This window comes from Crenobacter oryzisoli (assembly GCF_030385785.1).
Lineage (GTDB): Bacteria > Pseudomonadota > Gammaproteobacteria > Burkholderiales > Chromobacteriaceae > Crenobacter_A > Crenobacter_A oryzisoli.
Map to the genome: position 1 here is coordinate 41,750 of NZ_JAUEDK010000003.1, position 25,287 is coordinate 67,036.

General features: G+C 63.7%; 21 protein-coding genes. 9 read left to right on the forward strand and 12 right to left on the reverse strand.

Features of this window, described 5'->3' with window-relative positions:
* Nucleotides 1-291: 291 nt before the first annotated feature.
* Nucleotides 292-990, forward strand: a complete 699-nt coding sequence (locus tag QU481_RS02230; protein ID WP_289828245.1) for a dienelactone hydrolase family protein — start codon at nt 292-294, stop codon at nt 988-990.
* An 80-nt stretch (nt 991-1,070) separates the two neighbouring features.
* On the opposite strand, the gene QU481_RS02235 is transcribed toward QU481_RS02230, so the two are convergent.
* Entirely contained in the window at nt 1,071-2,435 is a 1,365-nt protein-coding gene (locus tag QU481_RS02235; RefSeq protein WP_289828246.1) for a PAS domain S-box protein, read from the reverse strand.
* Between the two features lie 302 nt (nt 2,436-2,737).
* Between QU481_RS02235 and QU481_RS02240 the strand changes: the two genes are divergently transcribed.
* Both QU481_RS02240 and alkB read left to right on the forward strand, forming a co-directional pair.
* Complete coding sequence (locus tag QU481_RS02240; protein WP_289828247.1) at nt 2,738-4,297, forward strand: jacalin-like lectin; 1,560 nt, start codon at nt 2,738-2,740, stop codon at nt 4,295-4,297.
* Between the two features lie 119 nt (nt 4,298-4,416).
* On the forward strand, nt 4,417-5,097 hold the full coding sequence (alkB, locus tag QU481_RS02245; protein WP_289828248.1) for a DNA oxidative demethylase AlkB: 681 nt from the start codon (nt 4,417-4,419) through the stop codon (nt 5,095-5,097).
* A gap of 284 nt (nt 5,098-5,381) precedes the next feature.
* Here alkB and QU481_RS02250 read toward each other — a convergent pair whose 3' ends face one another.
* From QU481_RS02250 to QU481_RS02275, 6 genes are all read right to left on the reverse strand, one after another.
* Nucleotides 5,382-6,350, reverse strand: a complete 969-nt coding sequence (locus QU481_RS02250) for a PDR/VanB family oxidoreductase (protein ID WP_289828249.1) — start codon at nt 6,348-6,350, stop codon at nt 5,382-5,384.
* A gap of 173 nt (nt 6,351-6,523) precedes the next feature.
* Entirely contained in the window at nt 6,524-7,972 is a 1,449-nt protein-coding gene (locus QU481_RS02255; RefSeq protein WP_289828250.1) for an NAD-dependent succinate-semialdehyde dehydrogenase, read from the reverse strand.
* Between the two features lie 202 nt (nt 7,973-8,174).
* Nucleotides 8,175-9,293: an aromatic ring-hydroxylating oxygenase subunit alpha gene (locus QU481_RS02260; protein ID WP_289828251.1), complete on the reverse strand. Its 1,119-nt coding sequence runs from the start codon at nt 9,291-9,293 to the stop codon at nt 8,175-8,177.
* 218 nt (nt 9,294-9,511) lie between these two features.
* Nucleotides 9,512-10,504: an alpha/beta hydrolase gene (locus QU481_RS02265; protein ID WP_289828252.1), complete on the reverse strand. Its 993-nt coding sequence runs from the start codon at nt 10,502-10,504 to the stop codon at nt 9,512-9,514.
* Nucleotides 10,505-10,514: 10 nt separating this feature from the next.
* Nucleotides 10,515-12,125, reverse strand: coding sequence for a BCCT family transporter (locus tag QU481_RS02270; RefSeq protein ID WP_289828253.1), 1,611 nt, complete (start codon nt 12,123-12,125; stop codon nt 10,515-10,517).
* 570 nt (nt 12,126-12,695) lie between these two features.
* A complete protein-coding gene (locus QU481_RS02275) occupies nt 12,696-13,775 on the reverse strand; it encodes a tartrate dehydrogenase (protein WP_289828254.1) in 1,080 nt (359 codons plus the stop codon).
* A 239-nt stretch (nt 13,776-14,014) separates the two neighbouring features.
* On the opposite strand from QU481_RS02275, the gene QU481_RS02280 reads away from it, so the two are divergent.
* Nucleotides 14,015-14,917: a LysR substrate-binding domain-containing protein gene (locus QU481_RS02280; RefSeq protein ID WP_289828255.1), complete on the forward strand. Its 903-nt coding sequence runs from the start codon at nt 14,015-14,017 to the stop codon at nt 14,915-14,917.
* Nucleotides 14,918-15,146: 229 nt separating this feature from the next.
* Here the strand turns inward: QU481_RS02280 and QU481_RS02285 are convergent, their stop codons facing one another.
* From QU481_RS02285 to QU481_RS02305, 5 genes are all read right to left on the reverse strand, one after another.
* On the reverse strand, nt 15,147-15,860 hold the full coding sequence (locus QU481_RS02285) for a hypothetical protein (protein ID WP_289828256.1): 714 nt from the start codon (nt 15,858-15,860) through the stop codon (nt 15,147-15,149).
* A 517-nt stretch (nt 15,861-16,377) separates the two neighbouring features.
* On the reverse strand, nt 16,378-16,809 hold the full coding sequence (locus QU481_RS02290) for a cupin domain-containing protein (protein ID WP_289828257.1): 432 nt from the start codon (nt 16,807-16,809) through the stop codon (nt 16,378-16,380).
* Between the two features lie 233 nt (nt 16,810-17,042).
* A complete protein-coding gene (locus tag QU481_RS02295) occupies nt 17,043-19,130 on the reverse strand; it encodes an FUSC family protein (RefSeq protein WP_289828258.1) in 2,088 nt (695 codons plus the stop codon).
* A gap of 136 nt (nt 19,131-19,266) precedes the next feature.
* Nucleotides 19,267-20,769 (reverse strand): succinyl-CoA:acetate CoA-transferase ScpC, encoded by a 1,503-nt coding sequence (scpC, locus tag QU481_RS02300; protein WP_289828259.1) that lies wholly within the window; start codon nt 20,767-20,769, stop codon nt 19,267-19,269.
* 137 nt (nt 20,770-20,906) lie between these two features.
* Nucleotides 20,907-21,206, reverse strand: a complete 300-nt coding sequence (locus tag QU481_RS02305) for a hypothetical protein (protein ID WP_289828260.1) — start codon at nt 21,204-21,206, stop codon at nt 20,907-20,909.
* Between the two features lie 231 nt (nt 21,207-21,437).
* Between QU481_RS02305 and QU481_RS02310 the strand changes: the two genes are divergently transcribed.
* The 5 genes from QU481_RS02310 to QU481_RS02330 all read left to right on the forward strand — a co-directional run bounded on the left by QU481_RS02310 (nt 21,438) and on the right by QU481_RS02330 (nt 25,215).
* On the forward strand, nt 21,438-22,355 hold the full coding sequence (locus QU481_RS02310; protein ID WP_289828262.1) for a LysR family transcriptional regulator: 918 nt from the start codon (nt 21,438-21,440) through the stop codon (nt 22,353-22,355).
* A gap of 126 nt (nt 22,356-22,481) precedes the next feature.
* A complete protein-coding gene (locus QU481_RS02315; RefSeq protein ID WP_289828263.1) occupies nt 22,482-23,021 on the forward strand; it encodes an SRPBCC family protein in 540 nt (179 codons plus the stop codon).
* Between the two features lie 220 nt (nt 23,022-23,241).
* Nucleotides 23,242-24,039, forward strand: coding sequence for a lysophospholipid acyltransferase family protein (locus QU481_RS02320; protein ID WP_289828264.1), 798 nt, complete (start codon nt 23,242-23,244; stop codon nt 24,037-24,039).
* Nucleotides 24,040-24,360: 321 nt separating this feature from the next.
* A complete protein-coding gene (locus tag QU481_RS02325; RefSeq protein WP_289828265.1) occupies nt 24,361-24,801 on the forward strand; it encodes an Hsp20/alpha crystallin family protein in 441 nt (146 codons plus the stop codon).
* 15 nt (nt 24,802-24,816) lie between these two features.
* The gene (locus QU481_RS02330; protein ID WP_289828266.1) at nt 24,817-25,215 is read left to right on the forward strand and encodes an Hsp20/alpha crystallin family protein; all 399 of its coding nucleotides are present in this window, start codon (nt 24,817-24,819) and stop codon (nt 25,213-25,215) included.
* Nucleotides 25,216-25,287: the final 72 nt, after the last annotated feature.

Consider the following 25,287-nt stretch of genomic DNA (forward strand, 5'->3'; position numbering starts at 1 on the left):
GGGGCTTTTTTTGTGCCAGTTCTGCCCTTTCCGGGTTGTCACTCCGTCTTGCCGCACCGCCTGTACCGTCACACCAGACAGGCATGCCAGGCCAACGCCTGGACACTTGCCGGGTCTGTCACGTCGGCGCCGCCCCAAAACCACCCGCCGATTTGGATCGGGCCACTCCTCCGCCTAATATCGTCAGGATGGCCGCCGTCGCTCTTGCTGATCGACCGGCCCGCCCCGATATCGTCTGACAAGCCGGCCCCGAGCCGGCGCTTTGTTCGGTCAACCTTTAAGGAGTCCACCTTGAATTCTCGCTGGATCGACATCACCACCGCCCAGGGCGAAACCTTCTCCGGCTATCTGTCGCTGCCGCCGGCCGGCAAGGGCCCGGGCATCGTGCTGGTACAGGAAATCTGGGGCGTTAACGAACACATCCGCGCCGTTGCCGACCAGTACGCGCTGGCAGGCTACGTGGTGCTGGCTCCGGACGTGTTCTGGCGTCTGGAACCGCGCGTCGACCTGAACTACGACGAGGCCGGTACCGCCAAAGCATTCGAGCTTTACCAGAAGGTCGACACGGCGCAAGCCGCCGCCGACGTCGCCAGCGCACTGACCACGTTGCGTGGTCTGCCGGAGGTGACCGGTAAGGTCGCGACCTTGGGCTTCTGCCTGGGCGGCCAGCTCGCCTACCGCGCCGCGGCGATCGGCCAGCCGGATGCGGCAGTCGCCTATTACGGCGGCGGCATCAACCAGCACCTCGACGTAGCCGACAAGGTCACCCAGCCGATCCTGTTCCACTACGCCGAGCAGGACGGCCACATCCCGCAAAGCGCGGTGGCCGAGGTGAAGGCGCGCTTCGCCGGCAAACCGAACGCCAACTTCTTCGACTACCCTGCCGTCGACCACGGCTTCAACTGCTGGGGCCGCACCGCGGTCTACAATCAGCGCGCCGCCGCACTGGCGCTGGGCCGCACGCTCGAGTTCCTGTCGCAGCATCTGTAAGCCGCTAGCGCGGTAAAAACAACGCCGCCGCCTTTTGGGCGGCGGCGTTGTCGTATCCACATGGCCGAGCTGGGTTCGGACTAGCCATCCAGCCGGCTCACCCCTCCCAGCCATACCCCACCCTCACGCGGGTGGCGCGCGGCGAACAACCTCAACGTCACACCATTCTGGCGACGCCCCACGCCGTCGAAGCGTACATCGCGCAATGCGGCCTCCAGCCATTCGGCACTCTCCGCCGACCACAGCCGCCACCACTGCGCCTGGCCGAGTTCACCGGCTCGTTCCTGGTCGATCAGCAGCCCCATCGCGACCGCATCGGCCGTCACGCGGCCGCTTGCGGTATCGAAGCGCCAGCGGCCGATACCCGCCGCGTCGAACAGCAGCTCGGCTTCGCCGGCCGCCTGCTCCAAGGCCGCCATCCTGGTGTGCTGTGCTGTGATGTCGTCGATCACGGTGACGAGGTGCTCCGGCTCGCCGTTGTCGGGGTTGCGCTGCAGCGAGGTCTTCACGTTTACCCAGATCACGCTGCCGTCCTTGCGGCGAAAGCGCTTTTCCAGCGAGTACATCGAGATCTCGCCGACCAGCAGGCGGTCGAGTTGGACCAGGTTGTCGGCCAGATCGTCCTCCAGCGTCAGTGACTGGAAGGTCAAAGTAGACAGCTCTTCGGCCGTGTAGCCGAGCAGCTCGCACAGCGTCTGGTTGGCCTTTAGCCAGCGGCCGTCTAGCCCGATGTAGGCGATGCCACCCGAAGCGTTTTCGAAGATCGCCCGAAAACGCGCCTCGCTCCTGCGCAACGCCTCCTCAGCGGTCTTGCGCGCCGTGTTGTCCATGCTGATGCCGACCATCTTGACGATGCGTCCGTCAGCATCGCGGATCGGTGTCGCCCGCGATGCGATCCAGCGCGTCTCGCCGGCCGGATCAACGATGCGAAAGTCAATCTCATGCGGCTCGCCGCTGGCGATCGAATGCTCGTATACCCCACGCATCATCGCCGCATCGGCGTCCGGCACATGCGGCCAGAAATCCTCGTTGCGGCCTATCGGCCAGCCGTACACCGCTTCAACGTTGGTCGAATAGGTGACCGCGTCGGTGATCAGATTCCACTCCCAGGTGACGATGCGCGCGTTCTCCTGTGCGAGCTTCATCCGCGCCTCGTTCTCCATGATCTCGGCGGTGTAGCGGCGGCGCACATCGGTCATCGGCAGCTCGACCGGCTCGGCGTTGGCCAGATCGCGCTGTGCCTCCTCGCCGTAACGCAGCCAGATCCAGTTGACGTTCAGGAATGCCGCCAGCCGGCGCAGATTGTCGTAGTCGATCTCGCCGCCGCGGGTCCACTTGTGCACCGCCGGGCGCGACACGCCTAGCGCCGTCGCCACTGCCTGCAGCGTCAGTTTCTTGTGTTCGAGCAGTTCTTTCAGGCGGAAGGCGAAGCTGTTTTCGGTCATGAATCAATCGGCATGGGTTAGCGAAATGGTGCGGCGTAAGGTACACCCGGCCCGGGGCGTCGTCACCTGCCCTGCTGCGCCGGACCTGTGGCCAAAGCCGCTCCCAGATGGTTTCCGGAAGCGGCGTCCCCTTTAAACGCATTGTGAATATTCAAATTACATAAAAATTTTCTTGTAATAAATTGCATCCGTCCTAGCATGGCTTGTGGACAGATCACTCTGACCGCAGCAGCAAATGCCTCACCTAGTCAATTTGTCGTTTAAAGATAGCTTCAACCGTCAATTGAAAGAGGAATTGCCCCATGACCAGTGCCCGTGAAGTCGCCCTCCACGCCCAAGTACCGACGAGCGCCGAACGCCTCGCCGCCAATACCGTCGCCCCGCCGCCGCCCGCCAGCCTGTTCCAGGGCAGCGACAGTGTGAACGGCTACGGCATCTCCACCGCCGTGGAAGGCACTTACGCCAGCCACGGCGGCTCCAGCAGCGTGTTCTACCAGGTGGCGCTGGACGTGGAGACGCTGTACCAGGCTCTGGACATCTCTCAGTCGGTGTCGGTGGGCTTCGGGCCGTTCGGCAGCGTCAGCGAGAAGAGTGAGTTCGTCCAGCAGCTCAGCCTGACCAGCTACAGCCTGAACATCGTGGTGCACGCGCGCCACGTCAAAGGCACCGACACTGCCACCGCCTTCAAGCTGAAAGATGGCATCACGCCGCCGCAGGACGACGCGGCGCTGCGCAACTTCTTCCGCAGCTATGGCGACTCCTTCGTGTCGTCGATCACCACCGGCGCTGAATACTACGCGGTCTACACCTTCTACGCGCAGAGCCGGGAAGAACAGGACAGCGTCAGCGCCGAGCTGAAGGCCAACGGCATCTTCGACTTCGGCAGCGTCGGCGCCGACCTGCAGACCAAGCTCAACCGCGTCACCGAGAAAACCCAGGTACGCATCTCGTTCAACCAGAACGTGGCCGGCATCGCCAACCCGAAACTGCCGACGCCGGAGCAACTGGTGCAGTACGCGCTGGACTTCCCGAGCATCCCGATCGACGCCCCGGCCATCCTGTCGTTCGGCCTGACCGGCTACGAGCACGTGCCGGACGTGGGCAACTTCGAGCCGATCGCCGGCAACCGCGCCTTCCTGATCGGCAACCAGAGCGACGGTGGCCTGGCGCAGGACCTGGTGAAGGAAACCCAGCTGATCAACCAGATCGACTGGCTCAAATCGATCTACGCCTTCTACCAAGGCTTCAACGATTCCAAGCTTAACGAGGTGGACAGCCAGGCCCAGACCGACCAGCAGGCGCTGAACGAGCAGTTCACCCGCTACGTGAACGACCCAACCGCCAAGCTGAGCCGCCCGGCCACGCCGTCGCTGCAGCAGGGCTCGCCGAAGCTGCAGTACCAGATCGCCCAATCGCCGGCCCAGGGCGGCGATGGCGGCGGCCCGTTCGACGACGTAGACATCAACACCTTCATCCAGCGCCAGGATTACGTGTCGAGCATCCAGCTGCGCAGCGGCGGCTACGTGGATGCGATCAGCGTCACCTACCGCTCCAACAGCACCGGCGATAGCTGGAACGACTACCACGGCGGCGGCGGCGGCGGCCAGAGCCAGACGCTGACGCTGCAGCCGGGCCAGTTCATCACCAAAGTGAACGGTCGCTCTGGCAAGTACGTGGATCAGCTCAACATCACCATCAGCGACGGCCGCCATGTCGGCGGTGGCGGCAGCGGCGGCGGCGCCTTCGATTGGAACGTGCCGTCCGGCAGCGTGGTGTTGGGCTTCTACGGCCGCAGCGGCAAGTATCTGGACCAGATCGGCGTCACCTACGCGACGCTGAAGCCGGCGCAGTGGGTGAAGTAAGCCGCTAGTCCGTTTCCCCGAATCACGGCCCCCGCCCCGGCGGGGGCTGTGTCGTTTGCGCGCCGAACCGCCTAAGCAAACGGCCCGCCACGGCGAAACGGACGCGATAAAATGCAAGCATGAGCCGCTCCACCAGCCCCGTTCCGTTCGTCAACGACCTGTTCGACCCGGTGCCCGACACCGGGCCGTACCGGGAGGCGCTCGCGCCCGGCGCGGTGATCCTGCGCAACTTCGCGCGCGACCGGGTCGAGGAGATGGCCGAAGCGATCCGCGGCGTGCTGCGCCGGGCGCCGCTGAAGGCGATGCACACGCCGGGGGGTCTCCCGATGACGGTGAAGACCAGCAGCTGTGGCAACGCCGGCTGGGTCAGCGACGAGCACGGTTACCGCTACGCCCGGGTGCGCGCCCACGGGGCCAGCGAGTGGCCGCCGATTCCAGAACCGCTGATGCAACTGGCCCTGGCCGCCGCCCGGGCCGCCGACTACCCCGACTTCGTGCCGGACTTCTGCCTGATCAACTACTATCGCCCCGGCGCCAAGCTCGGCCTGCATCAGGACAAGGACGAGCGTGACCCGAACGCGCCGATCGTGTCGCTGTCGCTCGGCCTGCCGGCCGAATTCCTGTTCGGCGGCAACGAGCGCAGCGACAAGACCCGCACCGTCTGGCTGTACAGCGGCGACGTGGTGGTGTGGGGCGGGCCGTCGCGCATGGCCTTTCATGGCGTCAAGCCGGTGGCGGACGGGATCGACCCGGTGTTCGGCCACTGCCGGGTCAACCTGACTTTCCGCAAGGCCTTGTAAGACCGATCGGCCGCCTGAGTCTCCCCCAGCCGTAGCCCCAAAACGCGGTACCCAATCCCTGTAGCGACGTCGTGTCGGTGAGCCTGTTTGCAGCAGCCTGCCTGACCGAGAGCACTGCGCCGAATGAAACTCGGCAGACCCCGTTCTGTTCGCGGCGCCAGCACCATGGACCATGTGCATGTCCCCTCCCCATCAAAAAACGGCCCGCCTAGGCGGGCCGAACAGGGTCGTCAGGAGACGGATGGATAAGGGGATGGCGACGGTGTGTGTCCCGTCACCGCGTATTACAGGTCCAGCACCAGCCGCGCGCCTCGTGCGCGCGACACGCAGATCATCATCGTCTTCTGCGCGGCCTTCTCGCCGTCGCTCAGGTATTGGTCGCGGTGCTCGGCCTCGCCTTCGAGAATCTTGGTTTCGCAGGTACCGCACACGCCCTCGCGGCACAGACACTCCACCGGCACGCTGCCTTCCTTCTCGATCGCCTTGAGGATGCTCTCGTCGTCGCCCACCGCGATCTCGCGGCCGGACTTGGCCAGCACCACGGTGAAGCCAGCCCCGCTCTGCGGCGCAGCGGCGAACTGTTCCCAGTGGATCTGCTCCTCGGCCAGGCCTTTGCTGCGACAGGCGTCGATCACCGCGTCGATCAGCGGGCGCGGGCCGCATACGTAGACATGTGCGTCGCGCGGCAGGCGGTCGACCAGCGCATCGACCTCCAGCGGGCGGCCCTCGCTATTGACATAGAAGTGGCAGTTCGCGCCATGCGCGCTGCTCGCCAGCTCGTCGGCGAACGCGCCGTGCTCGGGGCTGCGGAAGCTGTAGTGCAACTCATAGTCGGCGCCCTGTTCGGCCAGCTCGACCATCTGAGGGAAAAACGGCGTGATGCCGATGCCGCCGGCGATCAGCACCTGTTTGGCCGACACGTAGGTCAGCGCAAAAAGGTTGTTCGGGGTGGAAATGGTCAACTCGTCGCCCACCTGCACCTTGTCATGCATGAAGGCCGAGCCGCCCTTCGATTGCTCCTCGCGGCGCACGCCGATCTGGTAGTGGGCGAGATTACGCGGCGAGCTCATCAGCGAGTAGGCGTTGCTGTGGCGCTTGTCGCCGTCCTGCATCTGCACGATCACGTGGCTACCGCCGGTGAACGCTGGCAGCTCGCTGCCGTCGACGGCGGCTAGCGTGAAGCGCTTGATCTGCGGGGTCGCTTGTTCGATTGCGGTCACCCGCACGGTCATCATCTGGTAGTTGTTTGCCATTACTGCCTCCATCATTCCTTCCGGCCCTGCACACCACCACCTTGCCCGATCTTGTGTCCCGCCCTGTCGGTGCCTCGGTGATCGGCGCTGCGGATTGCGGCCGGTTTCTCCTTGAATCAACCCTGGCGGTTCGACCAGCCTTGGGGCTGGCCGAACCGCCTATCAGTGCCGGCTTAGACGGCCATGCACAGGTACTTCATTTCCAGGTAGTCCTCGATGCCGTACTTCGAGCCCTCGCGGCCCAGACCCGACTGCTTCACCCCGCCGAACGGCACGACCTCGTTCGAAATCAGTCCGGTATTGATGCCGACCATGCCGTACTCGAGCCGCTCGGCCACGCGCCACACTCGTGCCACGTCACGGCTGTAGAAGTACGAGGCGAGGCCATAGATCGTGTCGTTGGCGAGGCGCACCACCTCGTCCTCGGAACTGAAGCTCACGATCGGCGCCACCGGCCCGAAGATTTCTTCGTCGAGCAGGCGCATGCCGGCGCCGACGTCGGCGATCACGGTCGGGGCGAAGTACTGCAGACCTTCCGACAGGGAAGCACCGCCTGTCAGCACGCGCGCGCCCTTCTCGATCGCGTCGTCGAGCAGCTCCTGTACCTTACCGACCGCCTTGGCGGTGATCAGCGGGCCGATCTGCGTCGCCGCGTCGAAGCCGTTGCCGACACGCAGCTCGGCGACGCGCTTGGCGAACTTGCTGGCGAACTCCTCGTATACCGCGTCGTGCACGTAGAAGCGGTTGACGCACACGCAGGTCTGGCCGGCATTACGATACTTGGCGATCAGCGCGCCCTCGACTGCGGCATCGACGTCGGCGTCGTCAAACACGATGAACGGCGCGTTGCCGCCCAGCTCCAGCGACACCTTCTTGATGGTGCTGGCGCACTGGCCCATCAGCAGGCGGCCGATCGGGGTCGAGCCGGTGAAAGACAGCTTGCGAACCAGCGGGTGGCCGGTGAGCTGGCGGCCGATCGCGGCCGAATCTCCGGTAACGATGTTGAACACCCCAGCCGGGATGCCGGCGCGTTCGGCCAGCTCGGCCAACGCCAGCGCCGACAGCGGTGTCTCGTTGGCCGGCTTGATCACGATGGTACAGCCGGCGGCCAGTGCCGGTGCGGCCTTGCGGGTGATCATCGCCGCCGGGAAGTTCCACGGGGTGATCGCCGCGCACACGCCGATCGGCTCGCGCACCACCACCAGGCGCTTGTCGGCGGTCGGCGACGGGATCACGTCGCCATAGAGGCGCTTGGCCTCCTCGGCGAACCATTCGATGAACGACGCGGCGTAGCGGATTTCGCCAACCGCCTCGGTCAGCGGCTTGCCCTGTTCCCAGGTCATCAACCGCGCCAGGTCGTCTTCGTGCTGCTCCATCAGGTCGAACCAGCGGCGCAGGATCTTGGCGCGCTCCTTCGCCGGCTTGGTCTTCCAGGCCGGCAGCGCGGCGTGGGCCGCCTCGATGGCCTGCTCGGCCTCAGCCTCGCCCATCAGCGGTACGGTAGCGATGGTCTCGCCGCTCGCCGGGTCCAGCACCGCCACGGTGGCGCCGCTATCGGCGTCACACCAGGCGCCGTCGACATAGGCGCGCTGGCGGAACAACAAGGGATCATTCAGTTTCATCGTGTGACTCTCAGGCTGCGGCGGTGCCATGGCACCGCCGCAATGTGAATTCGGGCATTGGGGAACTGCGGCAAACCGTCGCGAGCGACACGCAGGCGAGGCGGACAGCGCGCAGGAACCGGAATGGACTCGATGTCCATGAGGATTCCGAGCACTGCCCAACGAAGCCTCCGTGCCGCGCAGCAGGTTTGTTAGGTTTCCCTTACTCGGCGTGCTGCTTCGCCACCAACTGATGGAAATGCACAATGCCGTGCTCGCTGATACCGCTGCGCTGCTGGTCGACCATGATGCGCCCCTGGCCGCGGTAGCCGCGCGACTTCAGGCCGCGCTGCACGCTCTCCACCAGGCGCAGGTCTTCCGGGCGGAACACGGTGCGGTACCACTCGACCAGCGCCTTCTGCTCCTCGGTCAGTTCCTTGTTGAGGAAGTAGATCTCGTAGTGCTGCAGCGTGGTTTCAGCGTCGACCGGGAATTCGTAGATCACAGTCATGAAGTTGGCGCCCGGCGGCACGTTGAACATAGTGCACGGCCATGCCCAGAAGCCGCTGAAGCTCGGGTCCTTCACCGACTCGTCGATCTTGAACGACTTCTCCGACGACTTCGCGAGACCAAACTGCAGCGTCCAGTTGCCGTTCAGGGCGTGGGTGTACTTGTCGACCTGCACCGAGTCGGCGAAGCCCGGGTGGGCCGGACCGCAGTGGTAGCACTCCATGTAGTTGTCGACGATGGTCTTCCAGTTGGCCGGGGTGTCGGTGACGAAGCGGGCGCCCAGGTGCAGGTCGTCGATCACCGGGCAGGCGGCACGCAGCTTGGCTTCCAGGCCCGGCAGCTGTTCTTCCACGCTGCCTGCCTCCGGGTTCATGTTGATGAACACGAAGCCGGCGTATTCCTCCACCTTCACCGGCACCAGGCTGGATTTTTCCTTGTCGAAGTTGGCCACGTTGTCGCAGTTGCGGGCGTGGGCCAGGTCGCCGTCCAGCTTGAAGGTCCAGGCGTGGTACGGACAGGTGATCACGTTCTTGGCCTTGCCGCTGCCTTCCAGCAGCTCATGGCCGCGGTGCGGGCAGACGTTGTAGAACGCGCGCAGCACCTCGTCGCGGCCACGTACCACGATGATGTTCTCGCCGATCACCTTGCGGGTGATGTAGTCGTTGGCTTCGGCCAGCTCGCTGCGGTGAGCGACGCAGATCCAGCTGTTGGCGAAGATCTTCTCTTTCTCGTACTGGTATACCGCGTCGCTGGTGTAGTACTCGGCCGGCATGGTCCAGGCATTGTCCGGATCGGTGCAGAACTCGGGGTTCAGTTTGGTGAAGGCGTTCATCGGTTTCTCCTCTACTTGAGTGGTGGGACGGAGCCTGCCCGCCCGGCTTTGTTATCTAATAGTTAACTACATACTATTGGTTAACATACATGCGAAAAAATTTGGCCTAAGTCCACCCAGCTGTCAAGCCCGCTCCGAGGAACGGCCAACCGGAATCGCCTCAGGCCCCCTGCCCGACCTTGCGGCCGGCTGGGACAGATCACGCGCTTAGCGTGACGTCACCCCAACAATCTCATGGCTGGCCAGGCTCCGCCGACCTTGCCCTTACCCTGCGCCTGCATCGCTGAGACCGCTTCGGCAAAGGCCCGGTACAGCCGGGCGGTTTCCGGACAGCGGTGCAGTGCGCGCAGGCAGCCGTGCAGCAGGCCGCGCCCCAGGTGGTACTGCGCGTCCACGCCATCACCGCGCAGCCGTTCGACGTACAGTTGCCCGTCGTCACGCAGCGGGTCGAACTCCGCCACCGCCACGAAGGCCGGCGGCAGCCCGGCCAGGCTCTTGGCCGACAGCGGCGACAGCCGCGGGTCGTCGTGCGTGGCCGGGTCCGGCGCGTACAGCTTCAGGTAGTACTCGACATCGGCACTGGTCAACAGTGGCGCATCGGCGTTGTCGCGGTAAGACGGCAAGCTGTGGTCGGTGCCCAGGCCCGGGTAGATCAGCGCCTGGCCGACCGGCGCCGGACCTCCGTTAGGGGCGACGGCCAGGCACAGCGCCGCCGCCAGATTGCCGCCGGCACTGTCGCCGGCCACCACGACGTTGGCCGGGTCGATGCCGAGCGACGCCGCCTGTGCTTGCAGGTAATGCCAGACGGCTAGGCAATCGTCGAACGCCGCCGGGAACACATGCTCCGGCGCCAGCCGGTAGTCGACCACCACCACCACCGACTGCGTGTCGCAGGCCAGTGGGGCGGCGACGAACTCGTGCGAGTCCAACCCGCCCACCACCCAGCCGCCGCCGTGCAGATACAGCACGCTCGGCCAGCCTTGTGCCGGGGCCTCGCCCAGTGGCCGGTAGACGCGCAACGGGATGTCCCGCCCCGGCGCGGCGAGGACCAGGTCCTCTACACCAGGATTGCCGGTACGCACCGGGGTGAAGTAGCGGCACAGCGCGTCGTAGGCGGCGCGGCCCGAGTCGATGCTGTCGTCGGCGCCGGTGAAGGTGCCACTGGTGTGCACGAACTCCTGCATCGCCTCGCTCAACGGATAGTGGGCCATCACCGTCTCCTTACACCGCTTGCTTGCTGGCCACCACCGGCCCGGCCGTCGGCGCTTCCTCGGCCACCACCTGCAGCGGACGCTGGTACTCTTCGATCTGGTGGCTAGGCACGTGGCCGTAGTCCTCGCGCAGCCATTTGAGCAGGCCGTACACCTTAACCAAGATGATCAGCGCGAACGGGATGGCGGTCACGATCACCGCGGTCTTCATGGTGTTGAGCGGGGCCTTGGCGAAGATCATCGCCAGCGGCACCAGCGTCAGCATCACGCACCAGAACAGTCGGTCGGCCGGGGCCGGGTCTTCGCCCTCTTCCAGGTCGCGGGTGCAGGTGGCCGATACCGCATAGCCCACCGCGTCCATGTGCGCGGCCAGGAACACCACCATCACCGCCAGAAAGAACGCCATCACCGCGCGGCCGGCCGGCAGGTGGTCGAGCAGCATGCCGATCGCCACTTCACCGCCCTGCTTGCTCAGCACATCCGGCACGTTGACGAGGCCGCTCATGAAGCTGTGCACGCTGTAGTTTTCCAGTACGCCGAACACGAACCAGATGCCGACGCAGCCGCCCACCACCATCGCCATCAGCACTTCGCGGATGGTTCGACCGCGCGACACACGGGTAACGAACAGCGCCACGCCCGGCGCGTAGGAGATCCACCACAGCCAGTAGAACACCGTCCACTCGCGGGTGAACTTGCCGTCGCCCATCGGGTCGGTGAACAGGCTCATGTCGACGAAGTGGGTCAGCATCAGGCCCAGGCTGGACAGCGAGTTGCTGGTGATGAACTGGGTCGGGCCGAACACGTAGATGTACAGCGCCAGGATCACCACGCCCCAGCACACCATGTGGCTGAGCCGCTTCATGCCGCCGTCCATGCCCACGTAGGAGGACAGCGTGAACACTACCGACACCGCCAGGATGATGATCACCTGGGTGGTGAAGGTGTCAGGGATGCCGGTCAGGATCGACAGCAGCTTGGCGAAGGTGATCGCGGTCAGCACCAGCGAGATGGTCAGCGCGCCGAACATGCACAGCATGAACAACAGGTCGACCAACCGGCCCACCGGGCCGCTCGCCTTGCAGCCGGTGATCGCCTCGATCATCGACGCCAGGCTCAGGCCCTTGTTCTTGCGCACGTGGAAGTGGTAGCACATCGCCACCGCGCCGACTGCATAGATCGCCCACGCGCTCAGGCCTGAGTGGAAGAACGAGTAGGCCACGCTGTACTTCAGCGCCTCCTGCGACTCCGGCGTCAGGTTCAGGCCCGGAGTCTGGTAGTAGTAGGCCCAGTCGAGAAAGCCCCAGTACAGCGTCGAGGAGCCGAGGCCCGACAGGATGAACATGAAGATCCACGAGGCGGTCGAGTAGTCCGGCTTGCCCTCGCCCAGGCGGATCTTGCCGTACTTGCTAAAGCCCAGCCACGCGACGAACAGCACCGCGAAGAAGGCGAACAGCAGAATCGGCGAGGCGAAGATCGTCGTGCACCAGTACAGGACCTTTTCGGCCCCGTCGATCGACGTCTTCGGAAAGGCGGTCATGCCGCCCACCAGGGAAAAGATGATCAGCAGGCTGACCACGGCCAGCGGCGTATCACGCCTGCTTTTTTTGAGGTTATTCACGGTTTCTCCTTTTGTAGGGCTGTGCAGCGTGTATTTGTTGTTGTTCACGCTGGGTGTTGTTGCTGGGTGTGACTTCACCGACTACCACGACAACGGACGATGTCCGACCGCTGCCGCGTTCCTGCAGGCAAGCTGGCCAAGCAACCCACGGCCCACCTGCCGAATACCACACAAACTGCCAAGCCATCCAACAGTGCCGATAACCGGCGTACCCGCCCCGCCCGTTCCAGTCGGCCCGGGCGGTGGAGCATCACTCGCAACCCCCTGTGAAGCAGCTCTACCTGCCGCATCGGCAGAATTCTGCGATCCCTGCACCTCGCTTGTTAACCATTAACTTACAATAATTCATTGGTTAACAAACTGAGATTACTAGAGGCCAGGCCGGCAACCAATCACTCCGCCACCGCCTGACCCTGTCCTTGCCAGCGCGCCGTGCACGAAATCGCGGTGCTACGCGCTGTTCACCACATAAACTGCCAGACAATCCGACCGAGCCATCGCTCTATGTCGGTTTCGTCCCTGATGCTGCATTTTTGCCGTTCGTCGGCTAGTGACAACACGACGTTGCTGTTACAGCGCTGCCGCGACCGCCTCGCCGACCTGCGTCGTATTGGCCGCACCGCCCATGTCCGGGGTGCGCGGGCCTTCCTGCAGCACTTTCTCGATCGCCTTCAGGATCGCATCGTGTGCCTCGCGGAAGCGGCCTTGGCCATCGCCCAGGAAGTCCAGCAGCATCGCCCCCGACCAGATCATCGCGATCGGGTTGGCGATGTTCTTGCCGTAGATATCCGGCGCCGAGCCGTGCACCGGCTCGAACAGCGACGGGAAGGTACGTTCCGGGTTGAGGTTGGCGGAAGCGGCCAGACCAATGGTGCCGGTGCAGGCCGGGCCCAGGTCCGACAGGATGTCGCCGAACAGGTTGGAGGCCACCACCACGTCAAAGCGGTCCGGCTGCAGCACGAAGCGCGCCGACAGGATGTCGATGTGCTGCTTGTCCCAAGCCACATCCGGGTAGGCACCGGCCACCTCGGCCACGCGCTCGTCCCAGTACGGCATGCTCACCGCGATGCCGTTCGACTTGGTCGCCGCGGTCAGTTTTTTGCGCGGGCGGCTGTCGGCCAGCTCGAACGCGTACTTCAGGATGCGGTCGACGCCGTGACGGGTGAACACCGCCTCCTGCAGTACGAACTCACGGTCGGTACCCTCGAACATCTTGCCGCCCACCGAGGTGTACTCGCCCTCGGTGTTCTCGCGCACCACGTAGAAATCGATGTCGCCCGGCTTGCGACCGGCCAGCGGGCACGGCACGCCCGGCAGCAGCCGCACCGGACGCAGGTTCACGTACTGGTCGAACTCGCGGCGGAACTTCAAGAGCGAACCCCACAGCGAGATGTGGTCCGGCACCTTGTCCGGCCACCCCACCGCGCCGAAGTAGATCGCATCGAATTCCTTCAAGGTCGAGAACCAGTCGTCCGGCATCATCTTGCCGTGTGCCAGGTAGTAATCGCAGCTCGCCCACTCGAACGAGGTCACCTCGATCTCGATATCGAATTTTGCGGCCGCGGCGCGCAGCACGCGCAGGCCCTCCGGCAGTACCTCGTTACCGATGCCGTCGCCGGCGATAGCGGCGATCTTGTAAACCTTGCTCATACAGTTCTCCGGTGCAGACCAGTCTTTGCCGCCACTCCCCCATCCCTCCTGGCGTTGTTGCTCTGCCTTGCCGTACTAGTCGTACTGTCTGCGGCAGAGCGCCTAGGCAGGACCGCTACGCTGGGATGGCTGAGCGGCTTGAACGAAACCGATCCAAAGTTGAATTCGATTGAGCGCTAGCATGCCGCAAAACATTCTGGCAATAATCTCCGCATCTGTGCACACATAAGACACGAATCGTGAAGAATGACCCGCAACTGGACGACCTGCGCGTGTTCTGTCTGGTCACCCGCCGCTCCAGCTTCGTCGCCGCCGCCGAAGAGCTGGGCGCCTCCCCCGCCTTTGTCAGCAAGCGCCTACGCATTCTGGAAGAGACGCTGGGGGTGAAGCTCTTGCACCGCAGCACCCGGCGCGTCGCCATCACCGAAGACGGAGAGCGGGTATACCGCTGGGCGCAGCGCATCCTCGCCGACGTCGACCACCTGGTCGACGAAGTGTCGGAAATCAGCCAGAACCCGCGCGGATTGATCCGCATCAGCAGCAGCTTCGGCTTCGGCCGCCACCACGTCGCCCCGGCGCTGTCGACCTTGGCCGAACGCTACCCGCAGCTGGAAATCCGCTTCGACGTGTTCGACAAACTGGTCGACCTGGCCGCCGAAGGCATCGACCTCGACATCCGCATCGGTAACGAAATCGCCCCACAGCTGATCGCCCGCAAGCTCGCCACCAACCGCCGCATCCTGTGCGCGGCGCCCTCTTACCTCGCGCGGCGTGGCGTGCCCAAGAGCCTGGAAGAACTCGCCAGCCACGACTGCCTGCCGATCAAGGAACGCGACCACCCCTTCGGCCTATGGCGCCTCGCCGGACCGGTCGGCGACGAAACGGTCAAGGTGACTGGCCCCTTGTCGTCCAACCACGGCGAAATCGTCCACCAATGGGCGCTGGCCGGCCACGGCATCATGCTGCGGTCGCTATGGGATGTGGGCAGGGAGCTGGAGGACGGGAAACTGATACAGGTGCTGCCCGACTACCGCCAGGAAGCGGACATCTGGGCGGTGTACCCGGCACGCCTGTCCAGCTCGGCCAAGCTGCGGGTGTGCGTCGAGTTCTTCGAGCAGTATTTTGGGGAGGGGAGGTTTTGAGCACGGTAGGATGGGTGAAGCGCAGCGCAACCCATCAAAGCATCGCACGACAGAGATTGATGAGTTGCAGCATAGATGCCTCCACCCGTCTACCTGCGGATTGGGCCAGGCAAGCGAAGCATCGCGAAGGAATATGAGGCGTTCCGCCAAACCTGCCAGATTGGCGAGCAAGCGGCGGGACGCCTTACAGGTTACAACTTCGAATGTCCGAGGACACTCGATCAACCAACTAGGGTTTTGCCACAGCATCTGATGGTTTTAGCTGACCGACAGTAAACGTCGTTCCCCCACCCTTGTCCCCCGGAATGAACGTCATCGCGGTATCAACCATCTTGCCACATGCCTGGAATGTCCAGACTTCATTCCAAACACCCTTGATTGTTTTCCCCCCTTCCTCGACATCGTGGTCGCGCTCAGAGACCCGCATGTCGAAGACGTTGACATCTTTGCAGTCTTTCAGCCCAGCTCGGATCAGCGCATCGCTAGTAGCCGATGGCAGGGCATCCTTTATTAAACCGGGCCCAGCACTGCTAGAACCGGGATAGTAGATATGTGCCGTTGGCACCTTGCCTGCCCCGTTTGTCGTGAAGAGAGTGTTATAGACTTTCATTTCGCCACAGCGCTTGAACTGGTAACGGGAAAGCCATGCACCCTTACTTGGATGCGGCAGGCCCTTCGGATAATCGATCGTCGATAGGATGACCGTACCCAGCGGCTTCACTTCGAAGTTAGCATTGCAGCTTGTTTGAAGACCGAGTCGCTTATCCTGCATCACCCCAAGCTGATACATTGCTTCCAGCAGCGGGCGTGAGTAAAGATAGTCAGCAGTTCTCTTATTTTTCTGCAGATCCGCACTTTTACTTACTTTCTCAGCCCAGGATAGATTTGACGCTACAATTCCACACACAGCAGCAACAAGGGCTGGATAGAAAATCTTTTTCATCGATTAATTCCTTCTGCCTTTTAGACAACCACTGTAAATTACTGCGCCATAGGCAGGGCACCTTGAAACCCTCCTCGGCTCAGGGCCAGGCTTTGTGCAAGGAAATGAGCGTTTTGTTCTAGGGGCCGTTTATATCCCCCTTAATCTTTTTCCCCTTCGGAGGCCTCAGCGAGCCCCACCCACTCGCCCTCCCCCTATCCCCTTTCCGAAAAGGGGAGCGTCGGAGCGACATACCCAAATGACCAATGCAAGTACAAAGAATAGACTAAACGGATAGCAAATTCCGATGAGTTGCGTCGACAGGTAGGAAAGGTTGGCAGAACCAGAATGCCCTGCCTGCTGCGTGACTGAGCAGCCAGCCCACACTTCAGCCTGTCATGGTTTCCAGGTGTTCAGTCCCGGTATTTGATGGGTGAAGACGTTAACGCCTTCACCTCTCCTCGTTACACTTCAGGACTTGTTTGGTGGTACGCAGTAACCGCCCCCAAGCGGACGAGAGTCATCCGGGACTGGACACTTAGGCGGCACTTGGAGCTGCGGGAACCAGGCCGTAGCGAGACATCACTGCCACCACCTCAGCCTTGTCTGGCGGGCATTCCCCTTTAAACAGCGCGGCGATGTCTCGAAAATATTGCTCCCCTATGTCCGGCGACAGGATGATCAACGCTCGGACGGTTGCCTCGAATGGGTTCGAGAAGGCGTGAACGACGCCCTTCGGGGTGTGCATACTGTCACCGGGCCCCAAGTCACGAGAGGTCGCTCCAACGGTGTATCGGAGGGTGCCGTCAAGGATGTAGACACACTCCTCGTTGTTCGAGTGGCTGTGCGGCGGCGGCACGATCGAATTGGCCGGAACAGTCATTTCAAACATGCCTAAGCTCATGGTCTTGGAACCGTCGAGGATATAGCGGATGACTAGCTGGCCAATCTTGACCTCGGACATGCTCATGTCGATGTTCCTCCTTAATCGCAGGAAAGCGTGTCATACGACGAGCCATGAGGGCTGCGCAAGCGTAGGGACAAATGCGTCGGCACTGCCGCAGAGGCACGGTACTAATCGTAGACAACGGTCAGTACAAGACCTACAGGGTAGGATGGGTGAAGTGCAGTGAAACCCATCAAAAAGCCATCACACCGCGCCGATTTGATTAGGTTACGGCGTACACGCTTTTGCCGTCCTACTTACTTGCTCGGAATGATCTGGAGAGCACGGCCCACGACACGTTGCTCGCCTTGCTCGGCAATGGGCTGCCGCTCTACGTCGTGCGGTCCGGAATGATCTGCAGTGAGGGGCGCGGCGTCTGGCAACAGCGTGATGCGCAGTTCGACCAGCGCCTGGAGCGCCTCACGCGCGGCCGGACCAGTTTCACGGCTGACGGCTCGCAGCGCCGCATCGATATTGGCGGCCAAGCGGGGGGAAACCGTCAGTGCCCGGCGCTCGTCGGCGCAGCACCGGTAATGCTCGGCCACCGACTGCAACACCTGCTGGATCAGGCTCCGGGCCGGTTCGTCCAAGCCATGCTCGTCGCGCTGCAGGTCGAGCGCGCTGAAGCCCACGCGCAGCTCGCTGAAACCGTCGGTCAGCGTGTCGTGGCCACTGGCGGCCAGCCGGGGCATCAGCAAAGATAGGCAGTCGAGCATCCACGCGATCAGGTTGGCGTAATTGTCGAGACGGGCACCCGCCGCCATCTGCGCCAGCGCCTTCCAGCTCGAATGCACCAGGCGACGAATCGCCAGCTCGGTGCCGAACGGCCGGGTCACCAGCGTCCAGACCAAGGCAAACAGCACCCCGGCTCCCCCGGCGAGATTGCTGTTAATGAAGACGGTGAAGTTGGCGCTGTAGGTGTCCTGTAGGCCCAGGAAGTTTGCGGTGTTCATTGCCAGCAACATCGCCAAGACGCCGAACTGAGGTTGGACCATCAGCACCCCGATGCCCAGGAACGGCAGCGCCAGCATCGCCACCAGCATTTCGAATTCGTGCGCGGCCGGTATCATCGCGAACAGCAGCACCGCCGAGAGGGCGATGCTGACGCACGTCAGGGTAAAGAAGGCCTTGATCAACGGAGCCGGCTCGTCCAGTGACGCGAAGACGCAGCAGACTATCGCGCCGAGGATGACGCCGCTGACGCCGTCGTCCCAGCCCAGGCCGATCCAGATCAGGCACATGCAAAAGATGCCCAGCGTGGCCATGCCGGCGGTAAACAACAACATGCCATAGTCGTAGTGGCGCGTCTTGCCGCCGACTTCCCAGCGCCGGTACGCCGGCTGCCAATGCTCGCCCGCCTCGCCCACGGCGATCATTCGCTGCAGCGACAGGCAGTCCTGCCACAGATGAATCAGCGAGCACAGCCTCGTCTTGGCATGTGAAACGAGCAGCGCATCCCAGCCGGGCTCTCCGGTTTTGGTCGCGTCCTCCAGCTCGTGCAACAAGCGCGCGGCATCGCCCCCCCGGGTCATCCAGAGCGCGATGTCATCCATCAGCCGGCTCAGTTCGGACGGTATGCCCTGTGGCAGCTTGCGCAACGTGACGGTCGTCTCGGTCAGTGACGACAGGATGGGCAGCAGCATGCTCATGCGGCCGCGCAGCTCGCGGGCATGCCGTACCGTGCTGGCACTGCCCGAATCATGGGTGAGCTGGGTGATGAGGTGGTCGAGTGCCAGGATGTCGGCCGCCAGGCGATGGCGACTGGCGGGCCGATCGCTGGCTGCGGCCAAAGCGGGCGACAGCGACTCGGCCGCCCACAGCGCCGCGTCTTTCAGCCAGGCGTCCAGGCGGGCACTGAGCACAGGTGCCACCTTGTTGGGGAAGATCAGCGTGGCGACCACGCTGGCGCAGCCGATCCCCACCAGGATTTCTTCGCTACGTGCCACCGCAGTGTCGAACACCGTCTCAGGCTGAAACACCGAAGGCAGGCCGATGATCAGCAGCGTATAGGCCGCCAACATGAAGACATAGTTACGCGGGGTGCGATCCAGCAGCGATATGGAGAGCAAGGTGCCCATCCACAGTGACACCACCAGGCTGAGCAGCACCGGGGCGTTGACGAACAGTGGCACGAACACGACGGCTGCCGCGGCCCCGAGCAGAGTGCCACAGACTCGGTACAGTGCCTTGGACCGGGTGGCACCGGTCAAGGGGTGCGACACGATGTAGACGGTCGCCATCGCCCAGTAAGGACGCGGCAAGTCGAGCATCAGCGCGATATAGAGTGCCAGCATGGCGGCAGTAAAGGCCTTGGCCGAAAACAGCCAATCACGCCAGGTTGGCATGGTGATCATGGTGTGGAATGACTAGGTCAGAGCATCATTAAAATGGAAAAAAACGGCCGCACTCAGTGCGGCCCAAAAGGATGAGCGTTGGAAGAACGGCTAAGTTCCGACAACGGAGACAAACAACTGCGTGGTATCAGGCCTCCTGTCCGGCCAGCATCGACCCGCGATCGCGCAGGTTGATGTGCATCTCGAATGCGCGCTCCAGCGCGTGCGGGGTGTGACCACCGTAGCGCAGCGCATCCTGGTAGTAGTCGCGCAGCAGCTCGCGATAGCTCGGGTGGGCGCAATGGTCGATCACCAGCTTGACCCGCTCGCGCGGCGCCAGCGTGCGCAGGTCGGCCAGGCCCTGCTCGGTAACCAGAATGTCGACGTCGTGTTCGTTGTGGTCCACGTGCGCGACCATCGGCACGATGCTGGAAATCTTGCCGCCCTTCGCGACCGACTTGGTGGCGAAGATCGCCATGCTCGCATTGCGGGCGAAGTCGCCCGAGCCGCCGATGCCGTTCATCATGTGGGTGCCGCCAACGTGGGTGGAGTTGACGTTGCCGTAGATGTCGGCCTCCAAGGCGGTGTTGAGCGCGATGAGCCCTAAGCGACGGATCACCTCGGGGTGGTTGCTGACCTCCTGCGGGCGCAGCACCAGCTTGTCGCGGTAGCGCTCGAGGTTGCCGAACACCTGGTCCTGCATGCGCTGTGACACGGTGATCGACGAGCCGGAGGCGAAGTCCATCTTGCCGGCGTCGATCAGCTCGAAGGTGGAGTCCTGCAGCACCTCGGAATACATGGTCAGGTGTTCGAACGGCGAGTCGAGGAAGCCGGACAGCACGGCGTTGGCGATGGTGCCGATGCCGGACTGGATGGCCGGCAGCGTGGTGGACAGGCGACCGCGCTTCACTTCGTGCTGGAAGAATTCGATCAGGTGGCCGGCGATCTGCTGCGTCTCCGCATCGGGCGGCAACGCGTTGGAGGCACTGTCCGGGGTGTCGGTGATGATGATGGCGGCGATCTTGGCCGGGTCGATCTTCACCGTGGTGCTGCCGACGCGGTCGCTCACGCCGACGATGGGCAGCGGCTCGCGGTGCGGGCGGCGGCCGGGGATCCAGATGTCGTGCATGCCCTCGAAGCCGAGCGGTTGCGCCAGGTTGATCTCGACGATCACCTTGTCGGCCAGGATGGCGAAGCTGGCCGAGTTGCCTACCGACGAGCTCGGCACGATGCCTCCGTCCTCGGTGATGGCCACCGCTTCGATCACCGCCACATCGAGCTTGCCAAACTGGCCGGCACGCAGGAATTCCACCGTCTCCGAGAGATGCTGGTCGACGAACATCACCTCGCCGCGGTTGATTGCGCCACGCAGCGTGGCGTCGACCTGGAACGGCAGGCGCTTGGCCAGCACGCCGGCCTCGGTCAGCGTCTTGTCCGAGTCGTGACCAAGCGAGGCGCCGGTGATCAGGGTGAATTTCATTGGGTGCTGCGCAGCGCGCTTCGCAAGCGCGGCTGGCATGTCCTTGGCGTCGCCGGCGCGGGTAAAGCCGCTCATGCCGACCACCATGCCGTCGTCCACCAGACAGGCGGCTTCATCGGCACTCATGACCCGGTCGCGCAGTGCGGCCAGGCGGATACGGTCTTCGTACATTGGTCTCTCCTCCATTGCTATCGCTACCGACACTGGCCGAACGACCGACGCCGGGCTCTCCTGTGCGGCTTCTTGTTCTGGTTGCCGCGTGTACTTGACGCGTACTGACGCGTCCTGTGATGTCTGGCGGGTGGCGCCTAGCTGCGCGGCGCGAGCGTACGGACGATCTGCCAGACTGCGTCGCGGGGGACGCTGACGCGGTCGTGGCGGCGGATGCCGTCGACTTCCAGCCGCTCCACCGGGCGAATCGACACGACTGTCCCCACCAGCACTCCGTCGTTGTCGATCGCTTCGATGCACAGGCAGAAATGACAGCCTGCCTCGGTCTCGACCCAGGCCATGTCTCCCGGCTGCGGGCTCAGCGAACTGGGCCGCTCGAAGCAGACATAGCGGATGCCGCCCACACGCGGCTTCAACCCCGTGATGTGCTTGATCATCGCCCTGCCCTTCACACTCTGTTCTTAGAGCCTGGCCCGCTCGGTCGGCCCCGCCGGATCGAACGGGCCGGCGGGCAAGCCGTGGGCCGGAATCTGACGGGGCGGGTAAGCGGCACCACCCAAGACCAAGTGTATTCACCTAGCGGCTACACTTCCAATATATTGAAATTGAACATTCCATATCTTTTATGTATGTTTTGAATACTCGTTCTTTATTTGCCAGACCCCACTATGGAACTTCGCCACCTGCGCTACTTCCTCGCCGTCGCCGAGGAACGCCACTTCACCCGCGCCGCCGAGCGCGTCGGCATCCAGCAGCCGCCGCTGAGCCTGCAGATCAAGCAGCTGGAAGAGGAGCTGGGCACGCCGCTATTCGTGCGGCACAGCCGTGGCGTGGACCTGACCGAGGCCGGAACCACCTTCGTAGAGGAAGCGCGCCAGCTCCTGGAGCGGGTGGAGCAGGCCAAGACCCACATCCAGCGCCTGTCGCGCGGCGAGGCCGGGCGCATCCGCATCGGCTTTGCCGGTGCCACCTATTTCGAGCCGGCCGTGCCGGCGCTGATTCGCGACTATCGGGCGCGCTATCCGGACGTGCAGCTGCAGCCGCAGCAGAGCAACACCGCCGAGCTGGTACAGGCGCTGATCGACGGCTCGGTCGATGCCGCCTTCGTACACACGCCGATCGGCTCCGCCCCGGAGCTAGCCTGCCTGCCGCTGGTCGACGAGGCGATGCTCTTGGCGCTGCCGGCCAACCATCCACTCAGCGAAGAGGCTGCGGTGCCCCTGTCCGCACTGGCCGACGACACCTTCATCCTGCTACCACGCGACATCAGCCCCGGGTTGTACGATCGGCTGATCGTGGCGTTCCAGCAGGCGGGCTTCATGCCGAAGCTGGGTCTGGAGGCGCCGCAGATCGTCTCGATCGTGCCGATGGTCGCCGCCGGCTTCGGCGTATCACTGGTACCGCGCGCGGTGAGCCAGATCGACACGCCGGGGGTGCGCTACCTGTCGATCGCAGGCGTGGCGCCGCGCGCGCCGATCGGGCTGGCGTATCGGGAGGATGCCGGGTCGGCGGCATTGCGGCAGTTCATCAGTCTGGCTGAAGCAGGAGCCTCCACACACGATGCAGCAGACTCCCCCGAACGCTGACGCCCTCGTCCTCTTCCGGTCATAACCCTCGCGACTCCACCCGTCCCCACCCTACCGGGTCCGGCACGACTGAAGCTGATTCGTGCCGACTAGACTGAAACGACAAGTTCACGCGGGAGAGGCGGCATGAAACGTAAACGCTGGCGCTGGGTCGTGTGGCTTGCCGTGCTGCTGGCGGCTTTCTTCTGGCTGCCGCTGCCCTGGGTGGCGGGCACCCGCATAGACAATACGGTCGACATCGGCCGCCCACCCGACGCAGTGTTCGACTATGTGACGACGCCAGGCAACTGGCCGCGCTGGCACCCGTCCTCGCTGGCAGTGCACGGCGCCACCGACCATCCATTACGGCTCGGAGAGCGCGTCACCGAGGACTATCTGGTCGCCGGGCGACGCGGCCAGGTGGTCTGGACCGTCATCCAGTATGAGCGTCCACGGCTTTGGGTCATCGTTGGTCGGATCCACGGCTGGCAGGCCGGCACTGTCAGCTATACGCTGACGCCGACCAGCGCTGGCACCCGCTTCGATCGGGTGTTCGTCTATGGAAGTGCACCGACGCCGTTCTATGCCCTGCTCAACCAGCTGGTGCTGCGCCGGCGCATCGAGGTGGAGTCCACCACGGCTGTCGAGCACCTCAAGTCCGCCCTCGAGGCAATGTCCGCCGGCTAAAGCGGCGGGCCGGGTGTACGTTTGGCAGCACATCACCTGCAACCGGATGATTTTTTGCTAAAATATGGGCCCTGCTGCTGCACTTGGTCGTCGGATAACCAGATTGTCATCGATTCGCGTCATGCTAGCCGCCAGCCTATCCGAACAGTCCGCCCGCCCAATGGCACATTGATCCGCGGATTTTCTTTTGTCTAGTGCCGTACCAGAAGCCCTGCCCACCATGATTCGCCGCCTGCTCTCCCCCCTGCCCGACCTGTTGCGCCGTCCTCACGATGCGTTGCGGCTGGCGCTCGGCTGGCTGCTGCTGGCGCTGATCTGCCTATCGTGGAGCGGCATCGCACTGCCGCTGCGCCCGCTGCTGAACGCCGATACAGGCCGGCGCGTCGGCCGCCGCGCAGCGATGCGCGGCTTTCATTTCTATCTGGGCGCCTTGCGCCGGCTCGGCATCTTCCGTTTCGAGCTGGACGAACTGGACGCGCTGCGCGATGCCGGCCCACTGGTGCTGGTGGCCAACCACCCAGGCCTGCTCGATGCGCTGATGCCGATCTCGCGCCTGCCGGACACCGCCTGTGTAATGAAGGCAAGCCTACTCGGCAACCCGCTGTTCGGGGCCGCCTCGCGGCTGGCTGGCTATATTCCGAACGATGAGCCGCTGGCGATGGTGCTGGGAGCCTGCCAGGAACTGCAACGTGGCGGCCAGGTGCTGCTGTTTCCCGAGGGCGGGCGCAGCCGTCACCACCCGATCAGCCCCTTCGTGCCGAGCGCGGCACTGATCGCCAAGCGCGCCGGGGTACCGGTGCAGACGCTGATCATCGAGACCGATTCCCCCTATCTGTCCAAAGGCTGGCCAGCCCTGAAGCTGCCGTTGCTGCCGGTGCATTACCGAGTCAGGCTGGGGGCACGCTTCGCCCCCGACGACGACGTGCGCCGGTTGACCCGCCAATTGGAGCAGCACATCACCGACGCGCTCACCCCGCAGCCGGCCACCTCTCGAATCCCGCGCGAAGCCGTCAACTGAGCCCTCCGCCAAGCCCTGATTTCCTGCGGCATGGGTCTGCGGCACGGCCTGCGCGATGGCGGCGGGCGCCCCGAGGCGCGCGTAGGAACGCGACCGTAGCGTAGTGGTCGCGTACCGACCACCAAAACCGCCCGCGGCGATGCAGTGATCGGGTTGACAGCGCCCCATTCCCTCTCTTGAAAACGATCACTGCCAGCACTATTTTTACATCCGCTTAGCCCGTTTCATTGTTGGTGTTTCTCTTTGTATCTCAACTGCTTGGCAGGCGAGCGGGAGCGCCTGGGCCCGTCCGCCTCCTTGTTGTGAAAGGAGGGTACGACCATGAGCCATTTCTATTTCGGGACCGATCTCTTCAATGAGCTCAACCGCCTGCACCAGCAGATGCCGAGCTTGTTCCCTGGCACCCCATCCAGCCTCCGCTCCGCCCACCTCGGGGCCTTCCCACCGGTGAATATCGGCACCACTGATGACTCGATCGAAATCGTTGCGTTCGCGCCGGGTATCAAACCAGACGAATTCGACATCTCGATCGACAAAGGCCTGCTGACGATCAGCGGCGAACGCAAGCCGATACTGTCGGAGTCCGACACCGAGACGCGTCCGTATGCGCAGGAGCGCTTCGTCGGCACGTTCCGGCGCGCCATCGAGCTGCCCGAGAATGCCGACCCCGATAAGGTGCAGGCGCGCTATGCGAACGGCTGCCTGTCAATCAGCATCGGCAAGCGCGAGTCTTCGAAGCCACGGGCTATCACGGTTCAGTAAAGGAAGGAGAATGCCATGAGCGACACGACCCAAGTCGTTGAACGCCAAGGAAATGCCGTCGCACAAAGCGAAGAGGACCGGACACCGACGGTGGTCCCTGCCATCGACATCGTCGAGAACAAGAACGGCATCATTCTCTGGGCCGACCTGCCGGGCGTGACAACGGACAAGCTCGAGGTAAAGGTCCATGACGGCACGCTCACCATCGAAGCGGAAGCCGTTGTGCCCACACCGGCCGGCCTGCACCTGCAACACGCGGAAATCCGTGGGTCGCGCTTCGCACGCTCGTTCTCCCTGAGTCCCGACTTCGATACGTCGAAGATCGAGGCGAGCCTGAGGGACGGCGTGTTGAAGCTGACTATCCCGCGCCGGGAAGAATCCCATCCGCGCCGGATCGAGGTGCGCATCGACTAGGTCGCCGGGGCGACGGTGAAGCGGGCATGGGTGACATCACGGCCGATGCTCCAATGCCTACTGGTCGCGTGT